Annotated in this window: 22 protein-coding genes; 11 read left to right on the top strand and 11 right to left on the bottom strand. The window is 72.9% G+C overall.

The features are described 5' to 3' along the window. Positions 1–9: 9 nt before the first annotated feature. Together lysX and IE290_RS01035 are read right to left on the bottom strand one after the other, a co-directional pair. A complete protein-coding gene (gene lysX, locus IE290_RS01040) occupies positions 10–3,336 on the bottom strand; it encodes a bifunctional lysylphosphatidylglycerol synthetase/lysine--tRNA ligase LysX (protein WP_191242583.1) in 3,327 nt (1,108 codons plus the stop codon). Continuing rightward, positions 3,314–4,537, bottom strand: a complete 1,224-nt coding sequence (locus IE290_RS01035; RefSeq protein WP_191242582.1) for an alpha/beta hydrolase — start codon at positions 4,535–4,537, stop codon at positions 3,314–3,316. The genes lysX and IE290_RS01035 overlap by 23 nt, the downstream gene beginning before the upstream one ends. Positions 4,538–4,742: 205 nt before the next feature. On the opposite strand from IE290_RS01035, the gene IE290_RS01030 reads away from it, so the two are divergent. Genes IE290_RS01030 through IE290_RS01010 form a run of 5 tightly spaced genes read left to right on the top strand, consistent with a single transcriptional unit; the run spans position 4,743 to position 9,897 of the window. Next, entirely contained in the window at positions 4,743–6,008 is a 1,266-nt protein-coding gene (locus IE290_RS01030; RefSeq protein ID WP_191242581.1) for a Mur ligase family protein, read from the top strand. Then, positions 6,001–6,711: a type 1 glutamine amidotransferase gene (locus tag IE290_RS01025; protein ID WP_191242580.1), complete on the top strand. Its 711-nt coding sequence runs from the start codon at positions 6,001–6,003 to the stop codon at positions 6,709–6,711. Before IE290_RS01030 ends, IE290_RS01025 begins: the two co-directional genes overlap by 8 nt. Before the next feature lie 23 nt (positions 6,712–6,734). Beyond that, positions 6,735–8,135 carry a sensor histidine kinase gene (locus IE290_RS01020; protein ID WP_191242579.1) on the top strand — a complete coding sequence of 467 codons (1,401 nt, stop codon included), beginning with the start codon at positions 6,735–6,737 and terminating at the stop codon, positions 8,133–8,135. After that, positions 8,135–8,794: a response regulator transcription factor gene (locus IE290_RS01015; protein ID WP_191243897.1), complete on the top strand. Its 660-nt coding sequence runs from the start codon at positions 8,135–8,137 to the stop codon at positions 8,792–8,794. The genes IE290_RS01020 and IE290_RS01015 overlap by 1 nt, the downstream gene beginning before the upstream one ends. Beyond that, positions 8,791–9,897, top strand: a complete 1,107-nt coding sequence (locus tag IE290_RS01010; protein ID WP_191242578.1) for an alpha/beta hydrolase — start codon at positions 8,791–8,793, stop codon at positions 9,895–9,897. The genes IE290_RS01015 and IE290_RS01010 overlap by 4 nt, the downstream gene beginning before the upstream one ends. Here the strand turns inward: IE290_RS01010 and IE290_RS01005 are convergent, their stop codons facing one another. Genes IE290_RS01005 through IE290_RS00995 form a run of 3 tightly spaced genes read right to left on the bottom strand, consistent with a single transcriptional unit; the run spans position 9,898 to position 11,837 of the window. Next, positions 9,898–10,953, bottom strand: a complete 1,056-nt coding sequence (locus IE290_RS01005; protein ID WP_191242577.1) for an alpha/beta hydrolase — start codon at positions 10,951–10,953, stop codon at positions 9,898–9,900. 48 nt (positions 10,954–11,001) lie between these two features. After that, positions 11,002–11,169 carry a hypothetical protein gene (locus IE290_RS01000; protein ID WP_191242576.1) on the bottom strand — a complete coding sequence of 56 codons (168 nt, stop codon included), beginning with the start codon at positions 11,167–11,169 and terminating at the stop codon, positions 11,002–11,004. Beyond that, positions 11,166–11,837, bottom strand: a complete 672-nt coding sequence (locus IE290_RS00995; RefSeq protein ID WP_191242575.1) for a helix-turn-helix transcriptional regulator — start codon at positions 11,835–11,837, stop codon at positions 11,166–11,168. The genes IE290_RS01000 and IE290_RS00995 overlap by 4 nt, the downstream gene beginning before the upstream one ends. An 89-nt stretch (positions 11,838–11,926) precedes the next feature. Here IE290_RS00995 and IE290_RS00990 point away from each other — a divergent pair, with 89 nt between their 5' ends. After that, positions 11,927–13,129, top strand: a complete 1,203-nt coding sequence (locus IE290_RS00990) for an NAD(P)/FAD-dependent oxidoreductase (protein ID WP_191242574.1) — start codon at positions 11,927–11,929, stop codon at positions 13,127–13,129. A 193-nt stretch (positions 13,130–13,322) separates the two neighbouring features. Here the strand turns inward: IE290_RS00990 and IE290_RS00985 are convergent, their stop codons facing one another. Beyond that, on the bottom strand, positions 13,323–13,598 hold the full coding sequence (locus tag IE290_RS00985; protein ID WP_191242573.1) for a hypothetical protein: 276 nt from the start codon (positions 13,596–13,598) through the stop codon (positions 13,323–13,325). Between the two features lie 405 nt (positions 13,599–14,003). On the opposite strand from IE290_RS00985, the gene IE290_RS00980 reads away from it, so the two are divergent. Continuing rightward, on the top strand, positions 14,004–14,465 hold the full coding sequence (locus IE290_RS00980) for a DUF8821 family protein (protein WP_191242572.1): 462 nt from the start codon (positions 14,004–14,006) through the stop codon (positions 14,463–14,465). Here IE290_RS00980 and IE290_RS00975 read toward each other — a convergent pair. Beyond that, positions 14,449–15,009, bottom strand: coding sequence for an amino acid permease (locus IE290_RS00975; RefSeq protein WP_191243896.1), 561 nt, complete (start codon positions 15,007–15,009; stop codon positions 14,449–14,451). The two genes, IE290_RS00980 and IE290_RS00975, sit on opposite strands and share 17 nt — an antisense overlap. Between IE290_RS00975 and IE290_RS00970 the strand changes: the two genes are divergently transcribed. Beyond that, positions 14,960–15,427, top strand: a complete 468-nt coding sequence (locus tag IE290_RS00970; RefSeq protein ID WP_191242571.1) for a hypothetical protein — start codon at positions 14,960–14,962, stop codon at positions 15,425–15,427. The genes IE290_RS00975 and IE290_RS00970 overlap by 50 nt on opposite strands. A 22-nt stretch (positions 15,428–15,449) precedes the next feature. Here IE290_RS00970 and IE290_RS00965 read toward each other — a convergent pair whose 3' ends face one another. Together IE290_RS00965 and IE290_RS00960 are read right to left on the bottom strand one after the other, a co-directional pair. Continuing rightward, on the bottom strand, positions 15,450–16,229 hold the full coding sequence (locus IE290_RS00965) for a FadR/GntR family transcriptional regulator (protein WP_191242570.1): 780 nt from the start codon (positions 16,227–16,229) through the stop codon (positions 15,450–15,452). A 73-nt stretch (positions 16,230–16,302) separates the two neighbouring features. Beyond that, positions 16,303–17,604 (bottom strand): glutamine synthetase family protein, encoded by a 1,302-nt coding sequence (locus tag IE290_RS00960; RefSeq protein ID WP_229874015.1) that lies wholly within the window; start codon positions 17,602–17,604, stop codon positions 16,303–16,305. Positions 17,605–17,758: 154 nt separating this feature from the next. On the opposite strand from IE290_RS00960, the gene IE290_RS00955 reads away from it, so the two are divergent. From IE290_RS00955 to IE290_RS00945, 3 genes are read left to right on the top strand one after another with little or no spacing between them, the layout of a single operon-like run. Further along, positions 17,759–19,132, top strand: a complete 1,374-nt coding sequence (locus tag IE290_RS00955; RefSeq protein WP_191242569.1) for an aminotransferase family protein — start codon at positions 17,759–17,761, stop codon at positions 19,130–19,132. Between the two features lie 6 nt (positions 19,133–19,138). Beyond that, the gene (locus tag IE290_RS00950; protein ID WP_191242568.1) at positions 19,139–19,879 is read left to right on the top strand and encodes a gamma-glutamyl-gamma-aminobutyrate hydrolase family protein; all 741 of its coding nucleotides are present in this window, start codon (positions 19,139–19,141) and stop codon (positions 19,877–19,879) included. Beyond that, positions 19,876–21,237, top strand: a complete 1,362-nt coding sequence (locus IE290_RS00945) for an aldehyde dehydrogenase family protein (RefSeq protein WP_191242567.1) — start codon at positions 19,876–19,878, stop codon at positions 21,235–21,237. Before IE290_RS00950 ends, IE290_RS00945 begins: the two co-directional genes overlap by 4 nt. Here the strand turns inward: IE290_RS00945 and IE290_RS00940 are convergent. Both IE290_RS00940 and IE290_RS00935 read right to left on the bottom strand, forming a co-directional pair. Next, the gene (locus IE290_RS00940; protein WP_229874013.1) at positions 21,221–21,889 is read right to left on the bottom strand and encodes a TetR/AcrR family transcriptional regulator; all 669 of its coding nucleotides are present in this window, start codon (positions 21,887–21,889) and stop codon (positions 21,221–21,223) included. The genes IE290_RS00945 and IE290_RS00940 overlap by 17 nt on opposite strands. Before the next feature lie 141 nt (positions 21,890–22,030). Further along, positions 22,031–23,083 carry a phosphotriesterase family protein gene (locus IE290_RS00935; RefSeq protein ID WP_191242566.1) on the bottom strand — a complete coding sequence of 351 codons (1,053 nt, stop codon included), beginning with the start codon at positions 23,081–23,083 and terminating at the stop codon, positions 22,031–22,033. Positions 23,084–23,087: the final 4 nt, after the last annotated feature.

Here is a 23,087-nt window from a genome sequence, read left to right as displayed (position 1 = left end):
GCCCTCCGCTCACCCGGGTCCCGGCCCGCCGGAGGGGCGGACGAACGGGAACGCCACGCTCTGCCGGATCGAGGCCCCGGTCAGCATCATGACCAGCCGGTCGATCCCGAGGCCCAGCCCGCCGGTGGGAGGCATGCCGTGTTCGAGGGCGAGCAGGAAGTCCTCGTCGAGTTCCATGGCCTCGATGTCGCCGCTGGCGGCACGCAGCGACTGCGCCTCCAGCCGTCGGCGCTGCTCCAGGGGATCGGCCAGCTCGGTGTAGGCGGTGCCGATCTCGGCGCCGAACGCGATCAGGTCCCACCGTTCGGCCAGCCGGGGGTCACGCCGGTGCGCCCGGGTCAGCGGTGACGTTTCGGCCGGGTAATCGGTGTAGAACGTGGGCTCGACGGTGGCCGGCTCGACCAGGTGCTCGAACGCCTTCCCGACGAGGTCGCCGTGCCCGGCCTCGTCGTCGGCGGGCACGCCGGCCGCCCGGCACCACCGGCGCAGCCGCTCCGGCGGGGTGTCCGGGGTGACGCTCTCGCCCAGTGCGCGCGAAACCGCGTCGTACACCGTGACCACCGGCCAGTCGCCGGACAGGTCGACCTCGCCCAGGTCCGGCCGCCGCGCGACCGGCGCGCCGTACGCGGCGACCGCCGCCCGCTGGATCAGCGACCGCGCGAGCCCGCGCATCGTTTCGTAGTCGGCGTAGGCCTGGTACGCCTCCAGCATGGTGAATTCGGGGTTGTGGGTGGCGTCCACCCCTTCGTTGCGGAAGTTGCGGTTCAGCTCGAACACCCGCTCCACCCCGGCCACGCACAGCCGCTTGAGGTACAGCTCCGGCGCGATCCGCAGGTACATCCGCTGGTCGTAGGCGTTGATGTGGGTGACGAACGGCCGCGCGTTCGCCCCGCCGTGCACGGTCTGCAGCATCGGGGTCTCCACCTCGAGGAACCCACCCGCCTGCAACCCTTCCCGCACCGAGCGCACCACCGCGGCGCGCAGCCGCAGCATCTCCGCCGACGCCGGGTTGACGATGAGGTCCAGGTACCGCTGCCGCACGCGCGTCTCCGGGTCGGTCAGCCCCTTTCGCTTGTCCGGCAACGGGTGCAGGCACTTCGCCGTCACCGTCCAGTCCGCCACCAGCACCGACAGCTCGCCCCGCCGCGACGTCACCACCTCGCCCGTCGCGCCGACGTGGTCGCCGAGGTCGACCCCGTCCCGCCACAACGGATCGTCGCCGAAGATCAGCTGCAGGTGGGCGTCGCCGTCCTCGATCCGGGCGAAGCAGACGCCGCCGAGGTCGCGGATCGCCATGACCCGGCCCGCGACGCGCACCTTCCGGCCGGTGCGCGTGTCCGGCGTCAGCCCGTCGAACTCGGCGCGCACCGCGCGCAGCGAGGTGTCCCGGTCGAAGCCCGCCGGATAGGGGTCGATCCCGGCCGCGCGCAGGCGGTCGAGCTTGGCGATCCGGACGCGCACCTGCTCGGGGCGGCGCACCGGCCGCGGTTCGGGCCGCACGGCGTCGATCTCCCGCACCCGCGCCAGGAACGCCTCGCCGACATCGTCGGAGGAGATGGCGCGGCGCCCGGACCGCAGCCCGCTCGGCAGGAACCCCTCCAGTGCGCCGGCGGCCAGCCCGATCCGGCCGAGCCGCCGCGCCGAGCTGTAGCAGAGGAACCGCGGCGCCCAGTCCGGCCCGTACTTGGCGTTGGACCGGTACAGCGATTCGAGCTGGAAGAAGCGGGACGCCAGGCCCAGCAGCGCGCGCCAGGCACGCAGCACCGGCCCGGCGCCGATCCGCTCACCGGCGGCGAACACGGCGCGGAACATCGCGAAGTTCAGCGAGATCCGCTGCACGCCCAGCTGCCCGGCGGCGAGGACGAGCTGCACGATCAGGTACTCGTTGAGCCCGTTGTCGGCCTCGCGGTCGCGGCGCATCAGGTCCAGCGACAGCCCGCGCCGCCCCCACGGCACGAACGAGAGCAGCCCGCGCAGGTTCCCCCGCGCGTCGAACGCCTCCACCATCACGCACCGGCCGTCCGCCGGGTCGCCGAGGCGGGACAGCGCCATCGAGAAGCCGCGTTCGGTCCGCGCGTCCCGCCACCGCTGGGCGTGGTCGAGGATGACGTCCATTTCGGACGGCGGGATGTCGGCGTGCCGGCGGATCCGCACCGTGTAGCCGGCGCGTTCGATCCGGCGCGCGGCCTGGCGCACCGACCGGCGCTGCGGGCCGGCGAGGCTGAAGTCGCGCACGTCGAGGACGGCCTCGTCGCCGAGTTCGAGCGCCTTCAGGCCCGCGCGCACGTAGGCCCGCGCGCCGCGTTCGCTCGCGCCCAGCACACCGGTGGCCCAGCCGTACGTGCGGGACTCCGCGAGCCAGGCCCCGATGGCCTGCGGCCAGGCGTCCGGATCGCCGATCGGGTCGGCGCTGGCGATGCTGGTGCCGCCCAGCACGCGGTAGGTGACCGCGGCCCGGCCGCTGGGGTCGAAGACCACGGACTTGTCGCGGCGGGTGGCGAAGTAGCCGAGCGAGTCGTCCTCGCCGTGCGCGGCCAGCAGGGCCCGCAGCCGCAGCTCGTCGTCGTCGGTGCGGCGTCGCTGCCCGCGCACGCCGCGGAAGAACACCGACAGGGTGGCGACCGCGGAGAGCGTGGCGCCGACGTCGAGCAGCGCGTCGATCCAGGGCGGCCCCTCCCGCACGCCGAGCCGCCGGAGCTGGAGGAGCTCGCCGGTGGAGTGGTTGACCGCCCACAGGAAGGTGTCCCCCAGGCCGGTCAGCGTGCCGGGGAAGACGGTCAGCAGACCCCACCCGAGGAGGATGGTCGTGCCGAACCCGGTCAGCGCCACCACGAGGGCGTGCTTCCACGCGCCCGGCGCCAGCCGCGCCGGGAACGCCGGGCGCAGCGTCAGCAGCAGGGCGATGAGGGCGATGGCGGTGATCTCGGCGCCGGTGAGCGCCCACAGCGTGGCGGGCAGGTGCTCGGGTTCGCGGCGCGGCAGCGTCAGCACGTGCGGTGCCCACAGCAGGACCAGCTGGAAGGCCAGGTCCATGAGCAGCCCGGCGACCTGGAACAGGATGAGGGTGTTCAGTGCGGCGCGCTTGCGCCGCCGCAGCGCCGCGCCGAGCACCGCGAGGACGAGCGCGATGAGGATGTTCGCGTCGGCCGGGATGTTGAGCAGCGAGAACAGCCCGACGGTCCAGCGGTAGAACTCGTGGTGGCCGCCGGTGAACAACAGCACGACCGACGCGACCGCGCCGAGCTGGACCACGGTGGCCACCACTCCGGCGGTTTTGGATCGCCAGCGTGGCACGGGGCGGCGGCCGGCGGGGTCAGAGGCTGGTGTCGGTGCCATGGAGCGCTCCGGGGGTTCCGGTGTCGGGCAGGGGCCACGCCGGGATGGCGCCCGCGTCCTGCTGGGCCGCGCCCGGGGCGGCCCCGGCGACGGGGTTGCCCAGCTGGGTGTCGAGCCAGTCCAGCACGGCGGGCAGCTCGGCGCGGACGGCGTCGAGGTTGTGACCGGCGGCGGGCAGCACCCAGGTGGTCAGCTCGGCAGGTGGCGTGGCGGCGGCCCGCAACCGCTGCAGGGCCGCGCACTCGTCGCCGGCAGAGGCATCGGCGGTGACGAGCAGCCGCAGCGGGGCGGGGTGGTCGCGCAGGATCGCCGAGACGTCGTTGGCGCGGCGCAGGTCCTCGCGGCCGTGGAACAGGTCGCCGGTCTCGGCGTCGTGCGGGGTCACGTCGTAGCCGCTCATGCTGACCGCGGTCGCGTACCACTGGGGGTGCCGGGCGGCGAGGTCGAGCGCGCAGTACCCGCCGGAGGACCACCCGGCCGCGGCCCAGCCCTCGCGGTCGGTGCGCACCCGCAGGTGGTCGCTCGCCCACGCCCGCAGGTCTGCGGACAGGAACGTGTCGTCGGCGGGCCCGCCGGCGGCGTCCACGCACTCCGAGTCGTGGGTCAGCCGCGGTTCGCCGTTGGGGTCGGGCACGATCACCACGACCGGCGGCAGCCGGTGCGCGGCGATGGCGTCGTCGAGCCGGCCCGGCAGGCCGTAGAGGGTGGCGACCTGGCGCGGTTCGCCGGGGAAGTGCGGGATCCACTCCACGACCGGGAACCGGAAGCCGGCCCACTCCGGCGCGGTGTAGACCGCGGGCAGGTAGACGTCGACGTCCCGGGTGAGGCCGGTGCGCTTCCCGGTGACGGTCAGGTGCACCAGCGAGCCGAGCCCGCCGCCCGCGCGGGTGGCCGCCGTGCCCAGTGCGCGCCCGAGGTCCCGCCCGTCGGGCCCGGCCTCGGCGACCGTGCCTTCGGCGGGGTCGGGCGAGGTGCCCAGCAGCGACCCGAGCGTCGGGTAGAAGCTGCCCGCCGCGTTCACCGCCGACCCGCTCGCGAGCACCACCGCGACCACCGCCACGACCGTCGTCGTGACGCGGCCGGCGACGCGCCGGCGCCAGCGGTCCCAGGCCCACGGGACCCAGGCGACGCAGCCGAGCGCGACAACCGTCGCGGTGACGACGAACGGGGCCGTGTCGATGCGGATGGTGGAAGCGTGCACGCGGTCAATCTAGCCCCGTCCCAGTCCCGATCCGGCGCGCCTACCAGGCAGGACGCCGTTCAGCGTCCACTCAGGAACGCCCGGCTAGCCTCCTCCGGGGAGGCGGTGTGCCCGCCGCGGCCGGCGCTGCCGTTCTCAGGGTCCGCACAGCGTCCGCGGCGCACAGTGGGGCCGAGCCGACCCCGCCCGCGAAGGAGACCTGCCCGTGCCCCTGGATTCCCCGGTCCAGGCCGAACGGCGAGCCCGGACCGCTCCCCCGCGCCGGACGCGGGTGGCGGTCGCGCTCGCCCGCGCGGCCGCCGCCGTGTCCCGCGGCACGGGCGCGGGCGCCGGCGGGGTCGTCGGCGGCCGGATCGCGGCGGCGCTGGATCCGGACGTCGTGCGCCACCTGGGCCGCGACCGCACGGTGGTCCTGGTGACCGGCACGAACGGCAAGACCACGACCGCGTCGATGCTGACCCGCGTGCTGGAGCCGCTCGGGCCGGTGGCCGCGAACCGGGACGGCGCGAACATGCCGGACGGGCTGATCGCGGCGCTCGTGGACCGCCCGGACGCGCCGTTCGCGGTGCTCGAGGTCGACGAGAACTACGTCGCCGACGTGGCGCAGCGGCTGCGGCCGGCGTGCCTGGTGCTGCTCAACCTCAGCCGCGACCAGCTCGACCGCGTCGGCGAGGTGCGGGCCGTCGAGCGCGGCCTGCGGGCGGCGGTGGCCGGTCTGCCGGGCACCGCGGTGGTCGCCAACTGCGACGACCCGCTGGCCACGTCGGCCGCCATGGCCTCGGCGCGGCCCGTGTGGGTGAGCGCGGGCGGGTCCTGGACCGCGGACGCGCTGGCGTGCGGGCGCTGCGGGCGCCCGATCCAGCACGACGGTCCCGCCTGGCGGTGCCGGTGCGGGCTGGCGCGGCCCCGCCCGGACTGGGTGCTGGCCGGGGACCGGGCCGTGGACTCCGCGGGCCGCACGGCCCCGCTCGCGCTGCAGCTGCCCGGCCGGGCCAACGCGGCCAACGCGGCCATGGCGGTGGCGGCGGCCGCGCTGCTGGGGGTGGACCCCGCCGCGGCCGGTGCCCGCCTGGCGACGATCACCGAGGTCGCCGGACGGTACCGGCGGACCACCCTGGCCGGGCACCCGGTGCGGGTACTGCTGGCGAAGAATCCGGCCGGGTGGCGGGAAACCCTGCCGCTGCTCGGCGACCGCTCACCGGTGGTCATCGCCGTGAACGGGCGCGAGGCGGACGGACGTGACCTGTCGTGGCTGTGGGACGTGCCGTTCGAGGTGCTGCGGGGCCGCCCGGTGGTGGCGGCCGGGGAGCGGTCGGCGGATCTGGCGGTCCGGCTGACCTACGCCGGCGTGCCGCACGTCCGCTGCGCCGACCCGGTGCGCGCTGTCGCCGGCCTGCCGCCGGGTCCGGTGGAGCTGGTCGCGAACTACACCGCGTTCCGGCAGCTCGGACAGCGGAGCGGCGATGGCTGAGTCGGCGGTGCGGATCGGGCTCGTCCTGCCGGACGTGCTGGGCACCTACGGCGACTCGGGCAACGCGGTGGTCCTGCGGCAGCGACTGCGGTGGCGTGGCGTGCCCGCGGACGTCGTGGCGATCCACTACGGCGACCCGGTTCCGGACTGTCTCGACGTCTACCTGCTCGGCGGCGGCGAGGACGAGGCACAGGCGCTGGCCGCCGGGCACCTGCGCGAGCACCCGGGCCTGCGGCGGGCCGCCGCGCGGGGCGCGGTCGTGTTCGGCGTGTGCGCCGGGCTGCAGGTCCTGGGCACGTCGTTCGTGTCCGGGGACGGCAAACGCCACGAAGGGCTCGGACTGCTCGATGTGGACACCGCGCCGGGCAGGCGGCGGGCGGTCGGCGAAATCGTGGCCGACAGCGGCGCGGGTCCGCTGACCGGGTTCGAAAACCACCTCGGGGTCACCACGGTGGGACCGGGCAGCAGTCCGCTGGGGCGGGTGCGGACGGGCACGGGGAACGGGGACGGCACCGACGGCGCGGTTACCGGGCACGTGCTGGCGACCTACCTGCACGGCCCGGCCCTGGCCCGCAACCCCGCGCTGGCCGATCTGCTCATCGGCTGGGTGACCGGCTCGCCACCGCCGGATCTGCCGCTGCCGGAGGTCGACGAGCTGCGGCGGGAACGGCTGCGGGCGGCCCGGCGCGGGGCGCGGCGGTGACCGGCTTTCCCTACGCTGCTGGCATGTCGGCTGTTCTGGCCCGCCTGGGTGTGCGCACCCGGACGACGGTGGTGGCGGTGGCCGCCGTCGTCGCGGCGATCGTGGTCGCGGGCGCGGCGGTGGTGCTCCTGCTGGGCTGGTCGCTGGAGGAGTCCACCACCGAGGACGCCCGCAGCGCGGGCCGTCAGGTCGTGCACGAGATCGCGCGGGAGGGCGCGCGCGACCTGACCGGCGCCGACGTGGCCGGCAGCGGGGATTCCGCCTCGGTGCTGCAGGTCCTCGACGCGCGGGGCCGGGTGATCACGGCGGACCCGGCGCTGGCCGGGCAGCCGCCGCTGACACCGGTGCGCCCGGCGCCCGGGCACGAGATCGTGGAGACGGTGAGCGTGACGGTGAACGGCTCCGGCGAGGACTACCGGCTGGTGTCCACCGGTGTGGCCGGCCCCGGCGGCCCCTACACGGTGGTGTCGGCGCGGTCGCTGGCCCCGGTGACCGAGGCACTGACCCGCCTGTCCCTGCTCTTCGCGGCGGTGGCGCTGCCGTTGCTGGCGATCTCCGCGCTCACCGTGCACCGCGCGGTGGGTTCGGCGTTGCGGCCGGTCGAGCGGATGCGCCGCACGGTCTCCGAGATCACCACGCGCGATCTGGAACGGCGGGTGGACGTGCCGCCCGGCCGCGACGAGGTGCACCGGCTGGCGGTGACCCTGAACTCGATGCTGGACCGGCTCGCCTCCGCCCAGGGCGCGCAGCGCCGGTTCGTCTCCGACGCCAGCCACGAGCTGCGCTCGCCGGTCAACACCATGGCGACCGCGCTCGAGGTCGCCGAGCACCACCCGGACGCGATGACCAAGGACGAACTGGTCGCGGTGGTGTCGCGGGAGACGAGCCGGCTGCGCGAGCTGGTGGACGATCTGCTGCTGCTGGCGCGCACCGACGACGCGACCGACCACCCGCCCTCCGGTGAGGTCGATCTGGACGACCTCGCCCGCGCCGAGGCAGAGCGGGCGCGCGCCACCGCCGGGGTGCGGGTGGAGATCCGCGCCGAGCCGGTGAAGGTGACGGGTAACGCCGCGCAACTGCGCCGCGCGATCCGCAACCTGGTCGACAACGCGTCCGAGCACGCGGCCGGCCGGATCCGCGTGCGCACCGGCACCGAGGACGGCACGGCCGTGGTGGCGGTCGCCGACGACGGCCCCGGGGTGCCGGTGGCCGACCGCGAACGGATCTTCGAGCGGTTCGTCCGGCGCGACGACGCGCGGCACCACGGTACGGCCGGCACCGGCGGTTCGGCCGGGCTCGGGCTGGCGATCGTGGCGGGGATCGCGGCCCGCCACGGCGGCCGCGCGGAGTGCGTGGACGGCGCCGACCCGGTCTATCCTGGCGCCGAGTTCCGCATCCTGCTCCCGTGCCGGAGGCACCCCTGATGCGTGTGCTGGTCGTCGAGGACGAACGCCCCTTCGCCGAAACGCTGCGCAAGGGCCTGACCGCGGAGGGGTTCGCGGTCGAGGTCGCGCACACCGGGCCGGACGGGCTGTGGCTGGCGCGGGAGCAGCCGTTCGACGTCGTCGTGCTGGACCTCATGCTGCCCGGGATGTCGGGCTACGAGGTGCTCAAGCGGCTGCGGCAGGGCGAGAACTGGACGCCGGTGCTGGTGCTGACGGCGAAGGACGGCGAGTACGACGAGGCCGACGCCTTCGACCTCGGCGCGGACGACTACCTCACCAAGCCGTTCTCCTACGTGGTCCTGCTCGCCCGGCTGCGGGCCCTGCTGCGGCGCGGCGCGCCGGAGCGGCCGGCCGTGCTCACCCTGGCCGATCTGCGGCTGGACCCGGCGGCGCGGACGGTGCACCGCGGCGACCGCGAGATCGAGCTGACCGCGCGCGAGTTCGGGTTGCTGGAGTTCCTGCTCCGGCGGCGCGGCGAGGCGCTGAGCAAACGGGAGATCCTCACCCACGTGTGGGACGCGCACTACGACGGCGACGAGAACATCGTCGAGGTCTACGTCGGCTACCTGCGGCGCAAAATCGGGCCCGGCCTGATCCACACGCTGCGCGGGGTCGGGTACCGGATGTCGGCGCCATGACCACCGACGTGGTCGTCCCGGCCGACGTGGCTCGCTACTGCCGCGCCGCGGGGCCGCTGGAGTCCCCGCTGATCTGGCTCGGCCTGGCCACCGCCGCGCTGGTGCTGGCGGGGATCGCGGTGCGGTGGCGCCGCGCGCGGCGGCGGGCCGTGATCGCCGCCGTGTGCTGCGCGGTGGCCGCGGGCCTGACCGGGCTCAACACCTACGTCGGGTACATCCGCACCGGGCACGACCTGGCGGTGCTCCTGGACCGCGGCGGCGCGCCCGGCCGCGCGCTGGGCCGGTTGGTGGACGAGAGCGGCGACCGGGCCGTTCCGGCCGATGTCGGTGCGCCTTCGCTGGACTCGTTCGATCTGGCCGATCCGGCCGACGGCGTTCCCGCCGGCCGGACTTACGTGTTGCTGCCGCCGGGCTACGCGAATTCGGGGCGCGCCTACCCGGTGGTGTACCTCGTGCACGGCTATCCGTTCGGCTCCGCGCAGGACTGGCTGACCGCGGGCGACGCCCCGGGCGCGCTGGACCGGCTGTACCGGGACCGGGCGATCCCGCCGATGATCGTGGTGAGCGTCGACCTGACCGCCGGGCGGCCCGAGCGCGACTGGGAGGGGCTGGACGTGACCGGTGGTCCGCGCCTGGAGACGTTCCTCTCCGGCCCGGTCGTGTCCGCTGTGGACGCTCGGTACCGCACGATCAGGGACCGGAACGCCCGTGCCCTGGGCGGGATGTCCGGCGGGGCGTTCGCCGCGCTGAACACCGGACTGCACCACCTCGGCGAGTTCGGCGTGCTGCTGCTGACCCTGCCCTACGACACGCCCGGGGACGTGCGGGCGGAGTTCCACGGCGACCGCGCGGCGATCGAGCGGAACACACCGCGGGACTACCTGCGCGGCATGGTGTTCCCCGCCCCGGTGGCGGTGTTCCTCGCGGCCGGTTCGCACGACGGCGGCGACGTGGCCCGGGCGCGGGAGCTGGCCGGTGAGCTGGCCGCCGACGGGCAGCGGACCGTGGTGCACGTCGAACCCGGCCTCACCCACACCTGGCGCACCGCCCGCGCGACGCTGCCCTACATGCTGGTGTTCGCCGGCGACGCCTTCACGGGCTGATCACCCGGACACGCGGGCGACGAGCCACGGCAGCGCGTCGGCGAACGCCTGGCGCCACAGGAAGAAGTCGTGCCCGCCGCCGGAGACCACGACCAGGTGGGTGTCGATCCCGGCGCGGGCGGCCATCGGCTCCAGCGCGCGGGCGGCGGCGAGCGGATCGTCGTCGGCGTCGCCGACCTCGAACCACCCGCCGGTGCCGGGATAACGCCCGTGAGCCAGCAACCAGCCCGGCTCGTGGGCGTCGAAGTCCGTTGTGGAGCCATCGAAGAGCGCCGGGACGGTGTCGCCGACGTCGTTGCCGTCGCCGGAGCGGGGCCCGGCCAGACCGCTGAAATCGGCGAAGGCGCTGAAGGTGTCCGAGTGGCGCAACGCGAGCGTGACCGCGCAGGAACCGCCTTCGGACAGCCCGGCGACGGCCCAGTGCCGGCCGGGTGGCCGGGTGAAGAACCGGCCGGCGACGAACGCGGGCACGTCCCGGGTCAGGTAGGTCTCGGCCGGGCCGACGCATTCGGTGTCGGCGTCGAAAGCGCCGTTGATGTCGGGCATCACCACGATCGGCGCGGTGCCGCCGTGGGCGGCGGCCCAACTGTCCAGCGTGGCCGTGGCGCCCCCGCCGTCGGACCAGTCCCCCGGCGCACCGGGGGTGCCGTGCAGCAGCATCACGACGGGCAGTTTCGGGCGGGGGCGGGCGAACCACGCCGGCGGGAGGTAGACCTGCGCGGGGCGGGCGGCGAAGTGGGAGGTCGGGCCGGGGATCGTGATGGTGATGAGCTGGCCCTCACCGGGGATGCCGGTGCGCTCGAGCTGCCGCAGGGAGGCGGCGTCCCGGCCGGGCAGCCCGATCGCCTGGCCGAGGGTGAGGTAGTAGCCGTAGGAGGCGTTGACCACGGCCAGCACGTTCAGCAGGGCCAGCGCGACGGCGACGGTGACCAGGCCGGCCCGCACCCATAGCCGGCGCACCCACCACGCCAGCAGCGCGGCCACGACGAACGCGACGAGCAGCAGGAGGCGCACCGGCCACCAGCCGGTCAGCGGCAACTCCGCGAGGGTGGTCACGGGGCGCCAATCTAGCGACTCCGGCGGTGCGGACGCAGGTTCGCGAACTCAGCGTCCGCTCAGGAAATCCTCGCCCTCGAGGCGGGCGCCGCAGCGCCGGCACACGGTCGGCGGGTCGACGTCGGCGACCAGGCCGCAGTCCGGGCACACCCGCGCGAGCCAGCACGCCGGATCGCCGCCCTCGGCCGGTTCCGCGTTGTGGTCACGCTGATTCACGTCGCCGTCACCTCCGGGCGCAGTCGGACGCAGCAGGCGCCCGGAACGGGATCGAGGCGCGCGGACACGTCCGTGCAGCCCGCGCCGTGCAGAACACCTTCGGCGAAGCTGAGGTTCATGCCGCAGACCAGTTCGGTGTGCGCCTGCGCGAGCCGGTGGAACGGGCAGTTCGCGAACAGGATCCCCTCGGCGCCGGCCCGCGGCTCGAACCCGTGCTCCTCGAAGATCCCGGCGATGTCGGCCGCGGAAGCACCGGCGGCGGCGTGTCCGAGCTGTTCACCGAGCTCGCGGGCTCGGCGACGGAGGACCGGCCCGGGCGGCCGCCCGGTGCGGTCCGCTTCGTCGAGCGCGCTCGCGAGGAGCAGCCCGGCCAGCTCGTACCGCCGCTCGGGCAGGGACACCGTCACCTGCCGGGCCGACCGCCGGTACAGCTTCGCGGGGCGCCCGGCACCCGGCCCGCCGCGGCCGGTGCGGCGTTCGAAGCCCACGTCGAGGAGCTTCTCCCCGACCAGTTTGTCCAGGTGGAACGCGACCGTGGCGCGCGGCAGCCCGGTCGCCGCCGCGACCTCGTCCCGCGCGACCGGCGCCGGCTGCCGCACCACGTAGTCGTAGAGGCGGCGGCGCGTCGGCTCGTCCAGAGCCGCCACGGCGGACACAGCGTCGTCCATCACCCCACTCTAAAACACATGAGGTTTGACGAAAACACCCGCGAGTTCTACCGTCAACCAACATTGATTTTAGAACGCCGGAGGCGGACATGGATCACGACGACGTCGTCGTCATCATCGGCGCGGGCCTGGCGGGCACGAAGGCGGCCGAGACCCTGCGCGAGGAGAACTTCGCCGGGCGCGTCGTCCTGATCGGCGCCGAACCGGAGCTGCCCTACGACCGCCCGCCGCTGTCCAAGGGCTACCTGCTGGGCAACCAGGACCGGGGCGCGGTCTTCCTGCACGACGAGCAGTGGTACGCCGACAACGCGGTCGAGCTGGTCCGGGGCCGCCGCGTCGTGGCACTCGACCGCGCCGCGCACCGGGTCGAACTCGAGGACGGCGAGCGGATCGGCTACACCAAGCTCCTGCTGGCCACCGGCTCCTCGCCGCGGCGGCTGCGGGTGCCCGGTCACGAGCTGGACGGCGTGCACTACCTGCGCCGCCTCGGACACGCCGACGACTTGCGCGCCGCGCTGGACGGCGGCGGCCGCGTCGTGGTCGTCGGCGGTGGGTGGATCGGGCTGGAAACCGCCGCCGCCGCACGGACCCTCGGTTGCGACGTCACGATCGTCGAGCCCGCCGACACGCCACTGCAGGCGGCGCTCGGCCCGGAACTCGGCGCGTTCTTCGCCGACGTCCACCGCGGGCAGGGCGTGGACCTCCGCCTCGGCACCGGCGTCACGGAGTTTCGCGGCACGGGCCGGGTCTCGGCCGTGGTGACCGGCGACGGAACGGTGATCCCCGCCGATCTGGTGATCGTCGGCGTGGGCGCCCGGCCCGACACCGAACTCGCCACCGCCGCCGGGCTCCCCGCGGACGACGGCGTCCTGGTCGACGCCTCGCTGCGCACCGCTGACCCGGATGTGTTCGCCGCCGGTGACGTGGCTCGTGCCCACCACCCCTTCTACGACAGCGCGATCCGCGTCGAGCACTGGGCCGGCGCGCTCAAGGGCGGGCCGGCGGCCGCGCGCGCGATCCTCGGCCAGGACGTCAGCTACGGCGAGCTCCCGTACTTCTTCTCCGACCAGTACGACCTCGGCATGGAGTTCGCGGGATGGTTCCCGCCCGGCGGCTACGACCGGGTGATCACGCGCGGAGACGTGCCGGGCCACGCGTTCCAGGCGTACTGGCTCTCCGGGAGCCACGTCGTGGCCGGGCTGCACGTGAACCAGTGGGACGAGGGCATCGAGCCGGTCAAGGACCTCATCCGCAGCCGCCGCCCCGTCGACCCGGAACGCCTCGCCGCCTGACGCCGCCTGTGCGCTGACGATCCACGTCATCGCCGGCATCGCCCCCGGGCACTGGCGCACTTCACCAGAACCAGCCTGCTCCCGTCGGCGCTTCACCACCGCGCCCCGCTCGTCGGCCCGGTCCGGGTGGACGTGTCGTCGAACGCCTTCGGGGCGCTGGGAGGCAGTGCGTCGCGACGAGCGGGGACCGGGATCAGCCGTGGCGGATGACCCGGTAGATGGTTTCGGACTTCGGCGCTGGACGAGGCACTGCGTTCCAGCCGATCTCCTCAGCTCGCCCGCGGATCGCCGCCTGCACCTCGGCGGGGTCGGTGTCGTCTTCGAAGAACGCGATGGACAGGCCGTTGCCGGTCGCCGGGTCGATCAGGTGATAGGCGTTGAGGACGCCAGGAACGCTCTTCGCCGCGTCGATCACCCACTGCCGGTCGTCATCGGGCATCGGCTCCCACACCGCTACTCGCGCGATCATGTGCTGCTCCTCCGAGTCGGGTCACCCGCCGGGCAACGCGAAGCCTTGCACGCCGGAACGAAGTGCACAATCAACGTCACCCACCAGCACGGACAGAAACTCGTCCCGAAGCCGCTCGAAACCGCGTCACTCGAGGTCGAGGCCGTGTTCGCCGTGCTGTACCGCCCGTCCGGGACGAGGCGGCGCCCGCTCCGGGTACCGCCCGGCGGGTCCTGGTCCGCGAGCTGATCCCTGGGAAGAACCCCCGCGCGTGGTGATCGAATCGTGCCGAAACGCAAGTTCGGTCCTCCCGTGATCGAGGTCGTGGGAACGACGTCAGCACCGGCACCCCGGCCGGGGCTAGGCTGAGCCCGACCCCGGTGGAACGATGTCGGACTCCGCCGGACAGACACGCGGAGGAATCGCATGCCCTATGCCGTGGACTTCGACACTGTCTCGACCACCGGGCTCGAGGCGTCGCCGGTCGCGGAGGCGCTCGCCGGTCTGCGGGCGAACGAGGCCCGCTACTTCAAGAACAAGTACGGCCACGTCTTCACCGTCGAACCCGCGGACGACGCCGCGGCCACGATCGACTGGGTGCACCGGATCCTCGAGCAGGAACGCGGCATCGTCATCGCCTCCCGCCCGCTCGAGGCGACCGCCTTCGACGTCGACGGCATCCGCTGGGCCTACGTCTTCTACGAAAACGGCCTGTCGGTCAACGTGTTGTACACCCTGGAGGACAACGGGAAACGGGCCGTCGGGTTCAAGCTCTCCGATGGCATGGACGTCCCCGCCGAACTCGGCTCGTTCAAGTTCGCCCGGCAGAAGTCGAAGCTGGCCGGCACCATCCGCGGCTCCTACTTCGTCATCAAGAACGAGTACTGATCCGGTGGTGGCGGTCCATCTCGTTGCCCTCGACCATCGTTCCGTACGTCGCCCAGCGCACGCCTGCTGACGGCCCGGGTAGGGAGTAGACAAGCGCGGTGGCGAGCGCCGTGTAGCCGCTGGTCACATCGCCGGCCACCACGACAGCCAGCTCCACCACCACGAAGCCGACCGCGGTCGGAATGATCATCGCGAGGGCGGGGCTGCGGTAGCGGCGGTGAACCACCGCCAGCTGGGATGGCAGCAGCTTGTCGGCGGCCAGGGTAGCGACGAAACGGGAGCCGAAGTTCACGAACCCGACCAGGCCGGCGAACATCGACACGGCCAGGAGAAGGTCCGCGGCGGGTCCGACCGCGGGAGGCAGCTTAGCGTGCAGAGCGAGCGCGGCGGGCGGTGAGAGCCCGGCTTCGATCTGCGCCGACGCGGCGGCGAGCCCGGGAAGCTGCACGATCGTGGCAAGCAGGTACGCGCTGCCGAGCACGACCGGCAATGACATGACGGCGAGGGGAACGTTCCGCTTCGGATCCCGCGTCTCGGCAGCCAGCGCCGCGAGGCTCTCGGAACCCCACGAGGAACGTCACGTCGGCAGCGAAGCCCTGGAACGTTCCGTTGACCGAGAGTTCATCCAGATCGAACTGGCGCGGCAGCTCGAGACCGGTGTGGGCACCACTGAGCACGGTGATGAGCAGTGGCAGCGACACGGCCGCCGCGATGACCACGGTGCGCACCGACGCGTCCAGACCGCGGATGGCGATGAGTGCCGCCGCCCCCAGGGCGAGGAGGTAGATGACCGCCTGGAAGGCGGCGCCTGTCGCCGCGTCCACGCCGATCTCGGTGAGAAAGCTGCCGAGGAACACCCCGACGACGCCGACGACGATCGCGACCTGCAGTACGAACCCCAACAGCAGCGCCGCGGCGACGACGATGCGGCCCAGCGACCCTCGAACGCGTTGCCCATGTAGGAGTAGATCGGGTGGCCGGGGGTCAGCGAGGGGCGTCCGGGTGGCGTTCCTTGAGCGTGGACAGCAGCTTCTGCACGCTCCACATGCTGCGTTCGACGTGGGCGCGCATGGCGCGTTCGGCGTCGGCGGCTTCGCGGGCCTCCACGGCCGCCAGGATCTCGTGGTGCTCGGCGATGGTGGCGTCGTGGAAGGCGCCGCTCTCCGGGAGCAGCGCCAGCGCGGGGTGACAGCACTGACGTGACTCCTCGATGCCGCGCACGAGGAATGGGTTGCCGGTGATGTGAGCCAGGACGAGGTGGAACACCGCGTCGCTGCGCATGAACGACGCGTCGTCCGGCGAGTTCTGCAGCTCGTCGTGCGCGGCTTGGAGCGTCGCGAGCTCCACCGCCGTGCGCCGCTCGCTCGCCAGCCTCGCCACGACCGGCTCCACCAGGCACCGGTACTCCATCGCCTGCCGGATCTCGTCGCGGTTGCGGACCGCCTCGGCGATCACATCCTGGAAGCGCGACTCGTCCTCGCTCGCGCCCCGGACGAACGCGCCGCCGTTGCGGCCGCGACGCTGTTCGATCAGGCCTTCGGACCGCAGCTGACGAAAGGCCAGCTGCACCGGCGTGCGGCCGACGCCGAGCATCTCGGCGAACTCGCGCTCCGAGGGCAGCGCCGAGCCCGGGGGCAGCAGGCCCAGCCGGATCTCCCGGCGCACGAGATCGGCCACGTACCGGTTGACGTCGACCTCCGGGGGCGGCAACGCGACCGCGCGAGGAGACAACCGGCTGACGTTCAACCCCACCGGTTCAGGCACCAGCCCCGCTCCCTCGCCCAGGGACACCGCTCACCTGGCCATGTTAGCAAGCACCCGTTTCCCAGCCCGCGCCTCAGGAATACCGTTCCCGCTCCCACTCGGTGACCGTGTTCTGCCACGCGTGCAGCTCCCACTCGCGGGTGCGCAGGTAGTGCTCGCAGAACCCGGCACCGAGCACCTTGTCCACCCCGGCGTCACGACGGCGGAACTCGACGATGGCGCTTTCCAGACTGGCCGGCAACGCCTCGTCGTACCGGTCCACTGTGCCGCGGTCCGGAATGGACTGCTCAGTCAATCCGAAGTGGATGGAAGCGGCGATGGCCGCCAGTGTCAGGTAGGGGTTGCAGTCCGCACCGGGCCGTCGAAGCTCGAACCGGCTCGAGCTGGACCCGCGGAGCAGGGCGCGCACCGCGAACGACCGGTCGTCGGTCCCGCAGGAGGCGCGCACCGGCGCGAAATAGCCGGGCACGAGGCGTTTGTAGGAGTTGATGGTGGGGTTGTAGATCAGGCTCAGCGCGGGCAGGTTCGCCAGGATTCCCCAGGCGACCCGGCGGTAGGTCTCGTCGTCCGGGTTCGCCGCGGCCGAGCGCAGCACATTGGCGCCGGTGTCGTCCCACAGCGAGAAGTGGACGTGCGCGCTCGACCCTTCCTGCTGGGCGAACGGTTTGGCCAGGAAGCTCGCTCGCAGCCCGTGCCGCCGGGCGGCCTCGGCCGCGGCGAGCCGGAGCAGCGCCGCGGTGTCGGCGGCGGCCAGGCCGTCCTGCGGGTCGACGTTGACCTCGATGAGGCCGGGTGCTCCTTCGGCGTGCACCACGGACAGGCCCAGCCGGAGCGCGTCGGCGTAGCTGCGGAGTGTGCCGAGGCACTCGGCGACCTCGGACAGCGTCAGCGGGCTGTAGCTGAGCCCGGAGCTGGCGGGCTCCCATCCGCCCTCCCGGAACAGCCGGAACTCGAACTCGAACGCCGCCCGCACGGCGATCCCCTGGCCGGCCAGTGCGTCCAGCGCCCGCCGCAGCACCTGGCGCGGGCTGACCTCGCAGGGCAGCCCGTCGGTTTCATGGAGATCGCCCAGCAGCAGCGCGGCATCCGGGAACCACGGCACCGGCCGCAGGGTGACCGGATCGGGTCGCAGCAGCAGGTCCTTCGCGCCGCCGTTGAGTCCCATCGTCGGCAGCGTCGTGATCGGTTCGTCCCGGGGGTCCACGGCGAGCAGCAGGTCGGTGGTCGGCAGCCCCGCGGTACGCGCCTGCTCGTCCACGACCCGCGGCTCGACCATCTTGCCGCGCAGGCCACCGTGGAGGTCGGGGAAGAGCAGCAGGAGCGAGCGCACGTCGGTGGGCAGATCGCCCACGGGGGTGGTGGCTGTCGCAGACAAGGTGATCCCTCGACTTCCCTAATGGATTTCCTCAAGGACCTTTTTTCTAACAGACGCTACCCGTCACTGCAACGATTGCTTGACGGCAGGCGCGGCGCTCGACTACAAAAGGAGTGTCAACCGCTCCAATAATCCGAGCACGAGGAGTGAGCCGATGACCGCAGCGTACGACCGGGACCCGCTGGAGACCGCCGCGCTGGAGCACCTGTGGCTGCACAGCAACGACCTCGAGTGGGACGAACTCACGCACGGCGGGCTCCGCGTGTTCGTCGAAGGACATGGCGCCACCCTGACCGACGTGCGCGGCAACTCCTACCTCGACGGGCTGTCCGGCCTGTTCGTCGTCGCGGCCGGCCATGGGCGCACCGAGATCGCCGACGCGATGGCCGCACAGGCCAAGAAGATCGCCTACACCGCCGCCTCCAACGCGGCCAACCCGGCCGCGATCACCCTGGCGGAGAAGATCAGTTCGCTCACGCCGGGCGACCTGGACCGCGTGTTCTTCTGCTCCGGCGGCTCTGAGGCCGTCGAGAGCGCGATGAAGATCGCCAAGCAGGTCCAGGCCATGCGCGGCTTCGGCAAGCGGTACAAGATCATCGCCCGGCGCGGGTCCTACCACGGCACCACCTTCGGCGCGGCCAGCCTGACCGGCAGCGCCAACGAGGGCTACTTCGGCCCGTTCATGGCCGGCGTGAGCAAGGTCCCCTCCCCCAACCACTACCGCAACGACTTCGGCCTGGAGGGCGAAGCCGGCGACATCATGTGCGCCCGCTACGTCGAACAGGAAATCCTGACCCAGGGCCCCGAGCACGTGGCCGCCGTCATCGGCGAGCCGATCTCGGTCGCCAACGGCACCCACCTCCCCGGCCCCGTCTACTGGCAGATGCTGCGCGAGATCTGCGACCGCTACGGCGTGCTGCTCATCATGGACGAGGTCATCACCGGCTGGGGCCGCACGGGCACCTGGTTCGCCGCCGAGCACTACGGCGTCGTCCCCGACCTCATGACCATGGCCAAGGGACTGTCCAGCGGCTACGCGCCGATCGCCGCGGTCGCGGCGCGCTCGTCGCTGTTCGACGACTTCCGGCCCCACGGCCGCGCGCTCAACCACCTGATCACCTTCGGCGGTCACGCAGTCGCCGCGGCGGGCGCGCTGAAGAACATCGAGATCCTGGAACGGGAAAACCTCGTCGAGCGCTCGGCCGAAATGGGCACCTACCTGTTCGAGCTGGCCCAGCGGCTGCGGGAGCACCCGACGGTCGGCGACGTCCGCGGCGGGCAGGGCCTGCTGTGCGCCATCGACTTCGTCAAGGACAAGGGCACCAAGCAGGCCTGGGGCACCTCGCACCCGTTCATCAAGTTCCTCGCGCTGCGCACCCAGGAAGAGGGCCTGGTGACCCGGGTGTGGGACGTGCTGCACCTGGCGCCGCCGTTCGTCCTGACGCGCGCGGAGGCCGAGCGGGCGATCGAGATCGTCGACCGCTGCCTCACCGAGGCGGAGCACAAGTTCGCCGACGAGATCGCCTGACGCGCGATGAGGACACCCGTCATCGGCGTCTGCGCCGCGTTCGAACCCGCCCGCTGGGGGTTCTGGGACCAGCCGGCCGCGATCCTCCCCGCCACCTACCTGGACAAGGTGCGCGCCGCCGGCGGGCTGCCGGTCGGCCTCGTACCCGACCCGCGCGCCACGCAGCGGCCCGGCCTGGTCCTGGAGCGCGTCGACGGCCTGCTGCTCATCGGCGGTGTGGACCTGGAGCCGGAGACGTACGGCGCAGTCAGGTCCCCGCGCACCGAGGCGACCGTGCCGGAACGCGACGCGTTCGAACTGGCACTGGCCCGTGCCGCGCTCGCCCGCGACCTCCCGGTGCTGGGGATCTGCCGCGGCATGCAGATCCTCAACGTGGCCGCGGGCGGCACGCTGCACCAGCACCTGACCGACGCCGGGTTCGCCGAGCACCGGCGCAGCCCGGGCCGGCTGGACAGCGCGACCTTCCACGAAATCGACGTGGTCCCCTGTTCGCTCGCGGAGTCGCTGTCGGGCAGCGGCGTCCAGGTCGTCAACTCCCACCACCACCAAGGGGTGGACGCACTGGGCCAGGGCGCCGTGGTGAGCGCCTGGTCGCTGCCGGACCGCCTCCCGGAGGCCATCGAGTTCCCGTCCTGTCAGTACGCCCTGGGTGTCCAGTGGCACCCGGAGGTCGACCACCTTCAGCACGCGCTCACCGCCTTCGTCGCGGTCGCGGCGCGACCGGCCAGGGAGGACCAGCCAGCGTGACCACCGTCGACGTGATCGAGCCCGCCACCGAGAGCGTGCTCGACACCCTCGAAACCACCGACGTAGCCGAACTGGACGCCATCGTCGCGCGTGCCGCCAAGGCGCAGAAGCTGTGGGCCGCGCGGTCGCCGCAGTACCGCGGGCAGGTCCTGCTCGCGGTCGCGGCGGCGATCGAGGCGAACTCCGAACGCCTGGCGCGGCTGGAATCCCGCAACGTCGGGATGCCGATCACCGAGGCCCGCGGCGCCGTCGCGGGCGCGGCCGCGACCTTCCGCTACTACGCCGCGGCGCCGGAACGCCTGCTGGGACACACCATTCCCGTCGAGGGCGGCGTGGACATGACGTTCCGGGAACCGATCGGCGTCGTCGGGCTGATCACCCCGTGGAACTACCCGCTCACCATCGCGTCCTGGAAGGTCGCGCCCGGCCTGGCGGCGGGCAACGCGATCGTGCTCAAACCCGCGGAGCTGACCCCGCTCACCGCCCGCGAGCTCGCCGCGATCGCGACCGCGGCCGGTCTGCCGGAGGGCCTGCTGACGGTGCTGGTCGGCCCGGGCCGCACGCTCGGCCGCGCGATGGTCGAGCACCGGGGCATCGGCAAGATCGCGTTCACCGGCTCCACCGAGGTCGGCAAGGACATCGCCCAGCGCGCGGCCGGCACCCTCAAGCGTGTCACGCTGGAGCTGGGCGGCAAGTCGGCCGCGCTGGTGTTCGCCGACGCCGATCTCGACGCCGCGGCGAGCGGGCTGACCGGCGCCGTCTTCGGCAACTCCGGGCAGGACTGTTGCGCGCGCTCCCGCGTGTTCGTCGAGCGGCCAGCATTGGAGACGTTCCTGGCGAAGCTGGAGAAGGTCGTCGGCGGGATCGTGGTCGGCGACCCGCTGGACGAGAGCACCCAGATGGGCCCGCTCGTCTCGGCCGGACAAGCGGCCCGCGTCCGGGGCTACGTGGACGGTGCGCCAGTGCTCTTCCGCGGCACCGCGCCGGACGGGCCCGGTTACTGGGTTCCCCCCATGGTGCTGCACCCGATCGACGACCGGCACCCGGCGGCGCGGGAGGAGATCTTCGGCCCGGTCGTGTCGGTGTTCGCCTTCGACAGCGAGGAGGAGGCGCTGGCCCGCGCCAACGACACGGTGTACGGGCTGGCCGGGTCGATCTGGACGTCGGACGCAGCGCGGTCCCTGCGGGTCGCGCGTGCCGTCGACGCCGGCGCCCTGGCGGTCAACTCCTACACGTCGGTCCGGATCACCACGCCCTTCGGCGGGTTCAAGCAGTCCGGTCTCGGCCGCGAACTGGGCCCGGACGCGCTCGACGCCTACACCGAGGTGAAGAACGTCTTCTTCAGCACGGCGGGCTGACACCGGCGTGGCCCGCGAAGAACCGCGTGAGCATGAAGTGGGCCTGGGCGAGGACGGCGGGATCGCCGTCCTCGTCGCCGGCGAAGGCGAACTGGACGAGCCGTTCCAGCGCGTGCAGGGCGACGCTGCAGTGGGCCTGGGTGAGCTCGTCGAAGGCCGGGGCGTGCTGGCGGAACTGCTCCAGCACGCGGGCGGCCCAGTCCTCGATGCACAGCTCGTCGAGGGCGCGGACGCGCTCGGTCAGGTTCTGCCGCACCCACAGCTCTCGGACCAGCGGCGTGCGGTGTTCCCGCGTGTAGTAGTCGATCAGGACGTCGACGATCTCGGTCCACGTCTCGCCGGGCCGGTCCTTCAGCGCCCGCGCGAGCCCGTCGGTCGAAGCCTGCATCTGGCGGTGGCACAGCTCTTCAAGCACCCGTTCCGGGGACTCGAAGAAGGCGTAGAACGAGCCACGGCTGACACCCGCCTTCTCCAGCAGCAGGGTCGGTGAACCCACAACCGCCTCGTAACCGAGGTTCCTGACCAGGTCCGTCGCCGTGTCCAGCACGTGCTCGACCATGGCGCGGGACCGCTCCTGAACCGGCAGCTTGCGCAGTCCGCCCGTGATCGGGGCACGTGGGCCGGATCTGCTCCGGTACGCGGTCCGTCTCATCGGTACTCCCCCGTTCCGCCTGTTACGACCACGTTACACGACTCCAGTCGCGTTACCAACCTGGACTCTGGTCACGTTTCGCGTGCTGGAATGAGAGACGGCCCCCGGCCGGCAGCCGGGGGCCGTCTCGTGCGCTCGCGATCAGACCGCGGCCAGCGGCAGCACCGTCTGCGCGTTGCGGACCAGGATCTGCACCAGGACGTCGTCGTCGACGCCCTTGCGCTTCAGCCACGGGACGATCACACGGTGGATGTAGCCGTAGCCGTTCCCGCCGAACTTCTGCCTGCTCGTCTTGAAGCAGATGTCGTGGGACAGCAGCAGCCGGTCGGCGAGGCCGGCCTCGATGAGGTTGAGGATGGTGTCCACCCGCAGCTCGTCCGACGGGTAGACGAAATCCACCTCCGGCTCGTACCCGCTCGGGTAGCCGAACAGGTCGAGCTCGACGTAGCAGCCGAGCTCCGCGACCACGTCGAGGAACCGCGGATCGCGCGAGAACCCGTCGCAATGTCCCATGATCACCCGGCTCATGTCGGCCCCGAGACCGGCGATGCGGCGGCCGATCTCGAGCAGCGTGTCGGCCCCGGGCACGTAGTAGGGGTTGTGGATGGACAGCGCCGCACCGGTCTGCCGGTGCGCCCGCACGCTCGCGGCCAGCGCCCGCTCCTCCAGCGGGTCGATCGGCCAGGACAGGCCGACCTCACCGACGATGCCCGCCCGCACGTCGGTGCCCTCCATGCCGACCGTGATCTCCCCGACGATCTCGGAGACCATCTGGTCCTCGGTCATCGACTTGCGCTCGTCGGGCCAGCTCGCCGCCACGTAGTAGGTCGAGCCGGCCACGATGTGCACGCCGGTCATCTCGGAGACGTACCGCAGGCCGGCGGCGTTGCGTCCCATGCCGATCGGGGACAGGTTCACCAGCGTGCCGACCCCGAGATCGGGCAGGACCGACAGCTCGTCGATCGCGTCCTTCTCGTCGCCCATGTGCAGGTTCCCGCGGTTGGTGCACGGGTTCTCGCGCCAGTGCCACAGGTTTTCCAGTGTGGGGCTGGAGTCGGGGTCCCGCGAGGCGCGCGGATCCTCACCCGGGTCCCAGTACATGTCCACCGCACCGAAGACATGCTCATGCGGCAGTGTGGCGCCCATCTCGGCGGGGTCGATGTCCCCGCGGACGGTGCGTAGTGTGCCCGGCATCGGT

Source organism: Amycolatopsis deserti (assembly GCF_014653945.1).
Lineage (GTDB): Bacteria > Actinomycetota > Actinomycetes > Mycobacteriales > Pseudonocardiaceae > Amycolatopsis_E > Amycolatopsis_E deserti.
This window is presented reverse-complemented; position numbering and strand designations above follow the sequence as displayed.

Excerpts from the sequence above, each read along its gene's own strand:
- lysX (WP_191242583.1), bottom strand. The coding sequence starts at position 3,336 with ATGGCACCGACACCAGCCTCTGACCCCGCCGGCCGCCGCCCCGTGCCA.
- IE290_RS00990 (WP_191242574.1), top strand. The coding sequence starts at position 11,927 with ATGGATCACGACGACGTCGTCGTCATCATCGGCGCGGGCCTGGCGGGC.
- IE290_RS00940 (WP_229874013.1), bottom strand. The coding sequence starts at position 21,889 with ATGAGACGGACCGCGTACCGGAGCAGATCCGGCCCACGTGCCCCGATC.
- IE290_RS01010 (WP_191242578.1), top strand. The coding sequence starts at position 8,791 with ATGACCACCGACGTGGTCGTCCCGGCCGACGTGGCTCGCTACTGCCGC.
- IE290_RS00955 (WP_191242569.1), top strand. The coding sequence starts at position 17,759 with ATGACCGCAGCGTACGACCGGGACCCGCTGGAGACCGCCGCGCTGGAG.
- IE290_RS01020 (WP_191242579.1), top strand. The coding sequence starts at position 6,735 with ATGTCGGCTGTTCTGGCCCGCCTGGGTGTGCGCACCCGGACGACGGTG.
- IE290_RS00970 (WP_191242571.1), top strand. The coding sequence starts at position 14,960 with ATGACGGCGAGGGGAACGTTCCGCTTCGGATCCCGCGTCTCGGCAGCC.
- IE290_RS00985 (WP_191242573.1), bottom strand. The coding sequence starts at position 13,598 with ATGATCGCGCGAGTAGCGGTGTGGGAGCCGATGCCCGATGACGACCGG.
- IE290_RS00995 (WP_191242575.1), bottom strand. The coding sequence starts at position 11,837 with ATGGACGACGCTGTGTCCGCCGTGGCGGCTCTGGACGAGCCGACGCGC.
- IE290_RS00980 (WP_191242572.1), top strand. The coding sequence starts at position 14,004 with ATGCCCTATGCCGTGGACTTCGACACTGTCTCGACCACCGGGCTCGAG.
- IE290_RS01025 (WP_191242580.1), top strand. The coding sequence starts at position 6,001 with ATGGCTGAGTCGGCGGTGCGGATCGGGCTCGTCCTGCCGGACGTGCTG.
- IE290_RS01015 (WP_191243897.1), top strand. The coding sequence starts at position 8,135 with ATGCGTGTGCTGGTCGTCGAGGACGAACGCCCCTTCGCCGAAACGCTG.
- IE290_RS00950 (WP_191242568.1), top strand. The coding sequence starts at position 19,139 with ATGAGGACACCCGTCATCGGCGTCTGCGCCGCGTTCGAACCCGCCCGC.
- IE290_RS00935 (WP_191242566.1), bottom strand. The coding sequence starts at position 23,083 with ATGCCGGGCACACTACGCACCGTCCGCGGGGACATCGACCCCGCCGAG.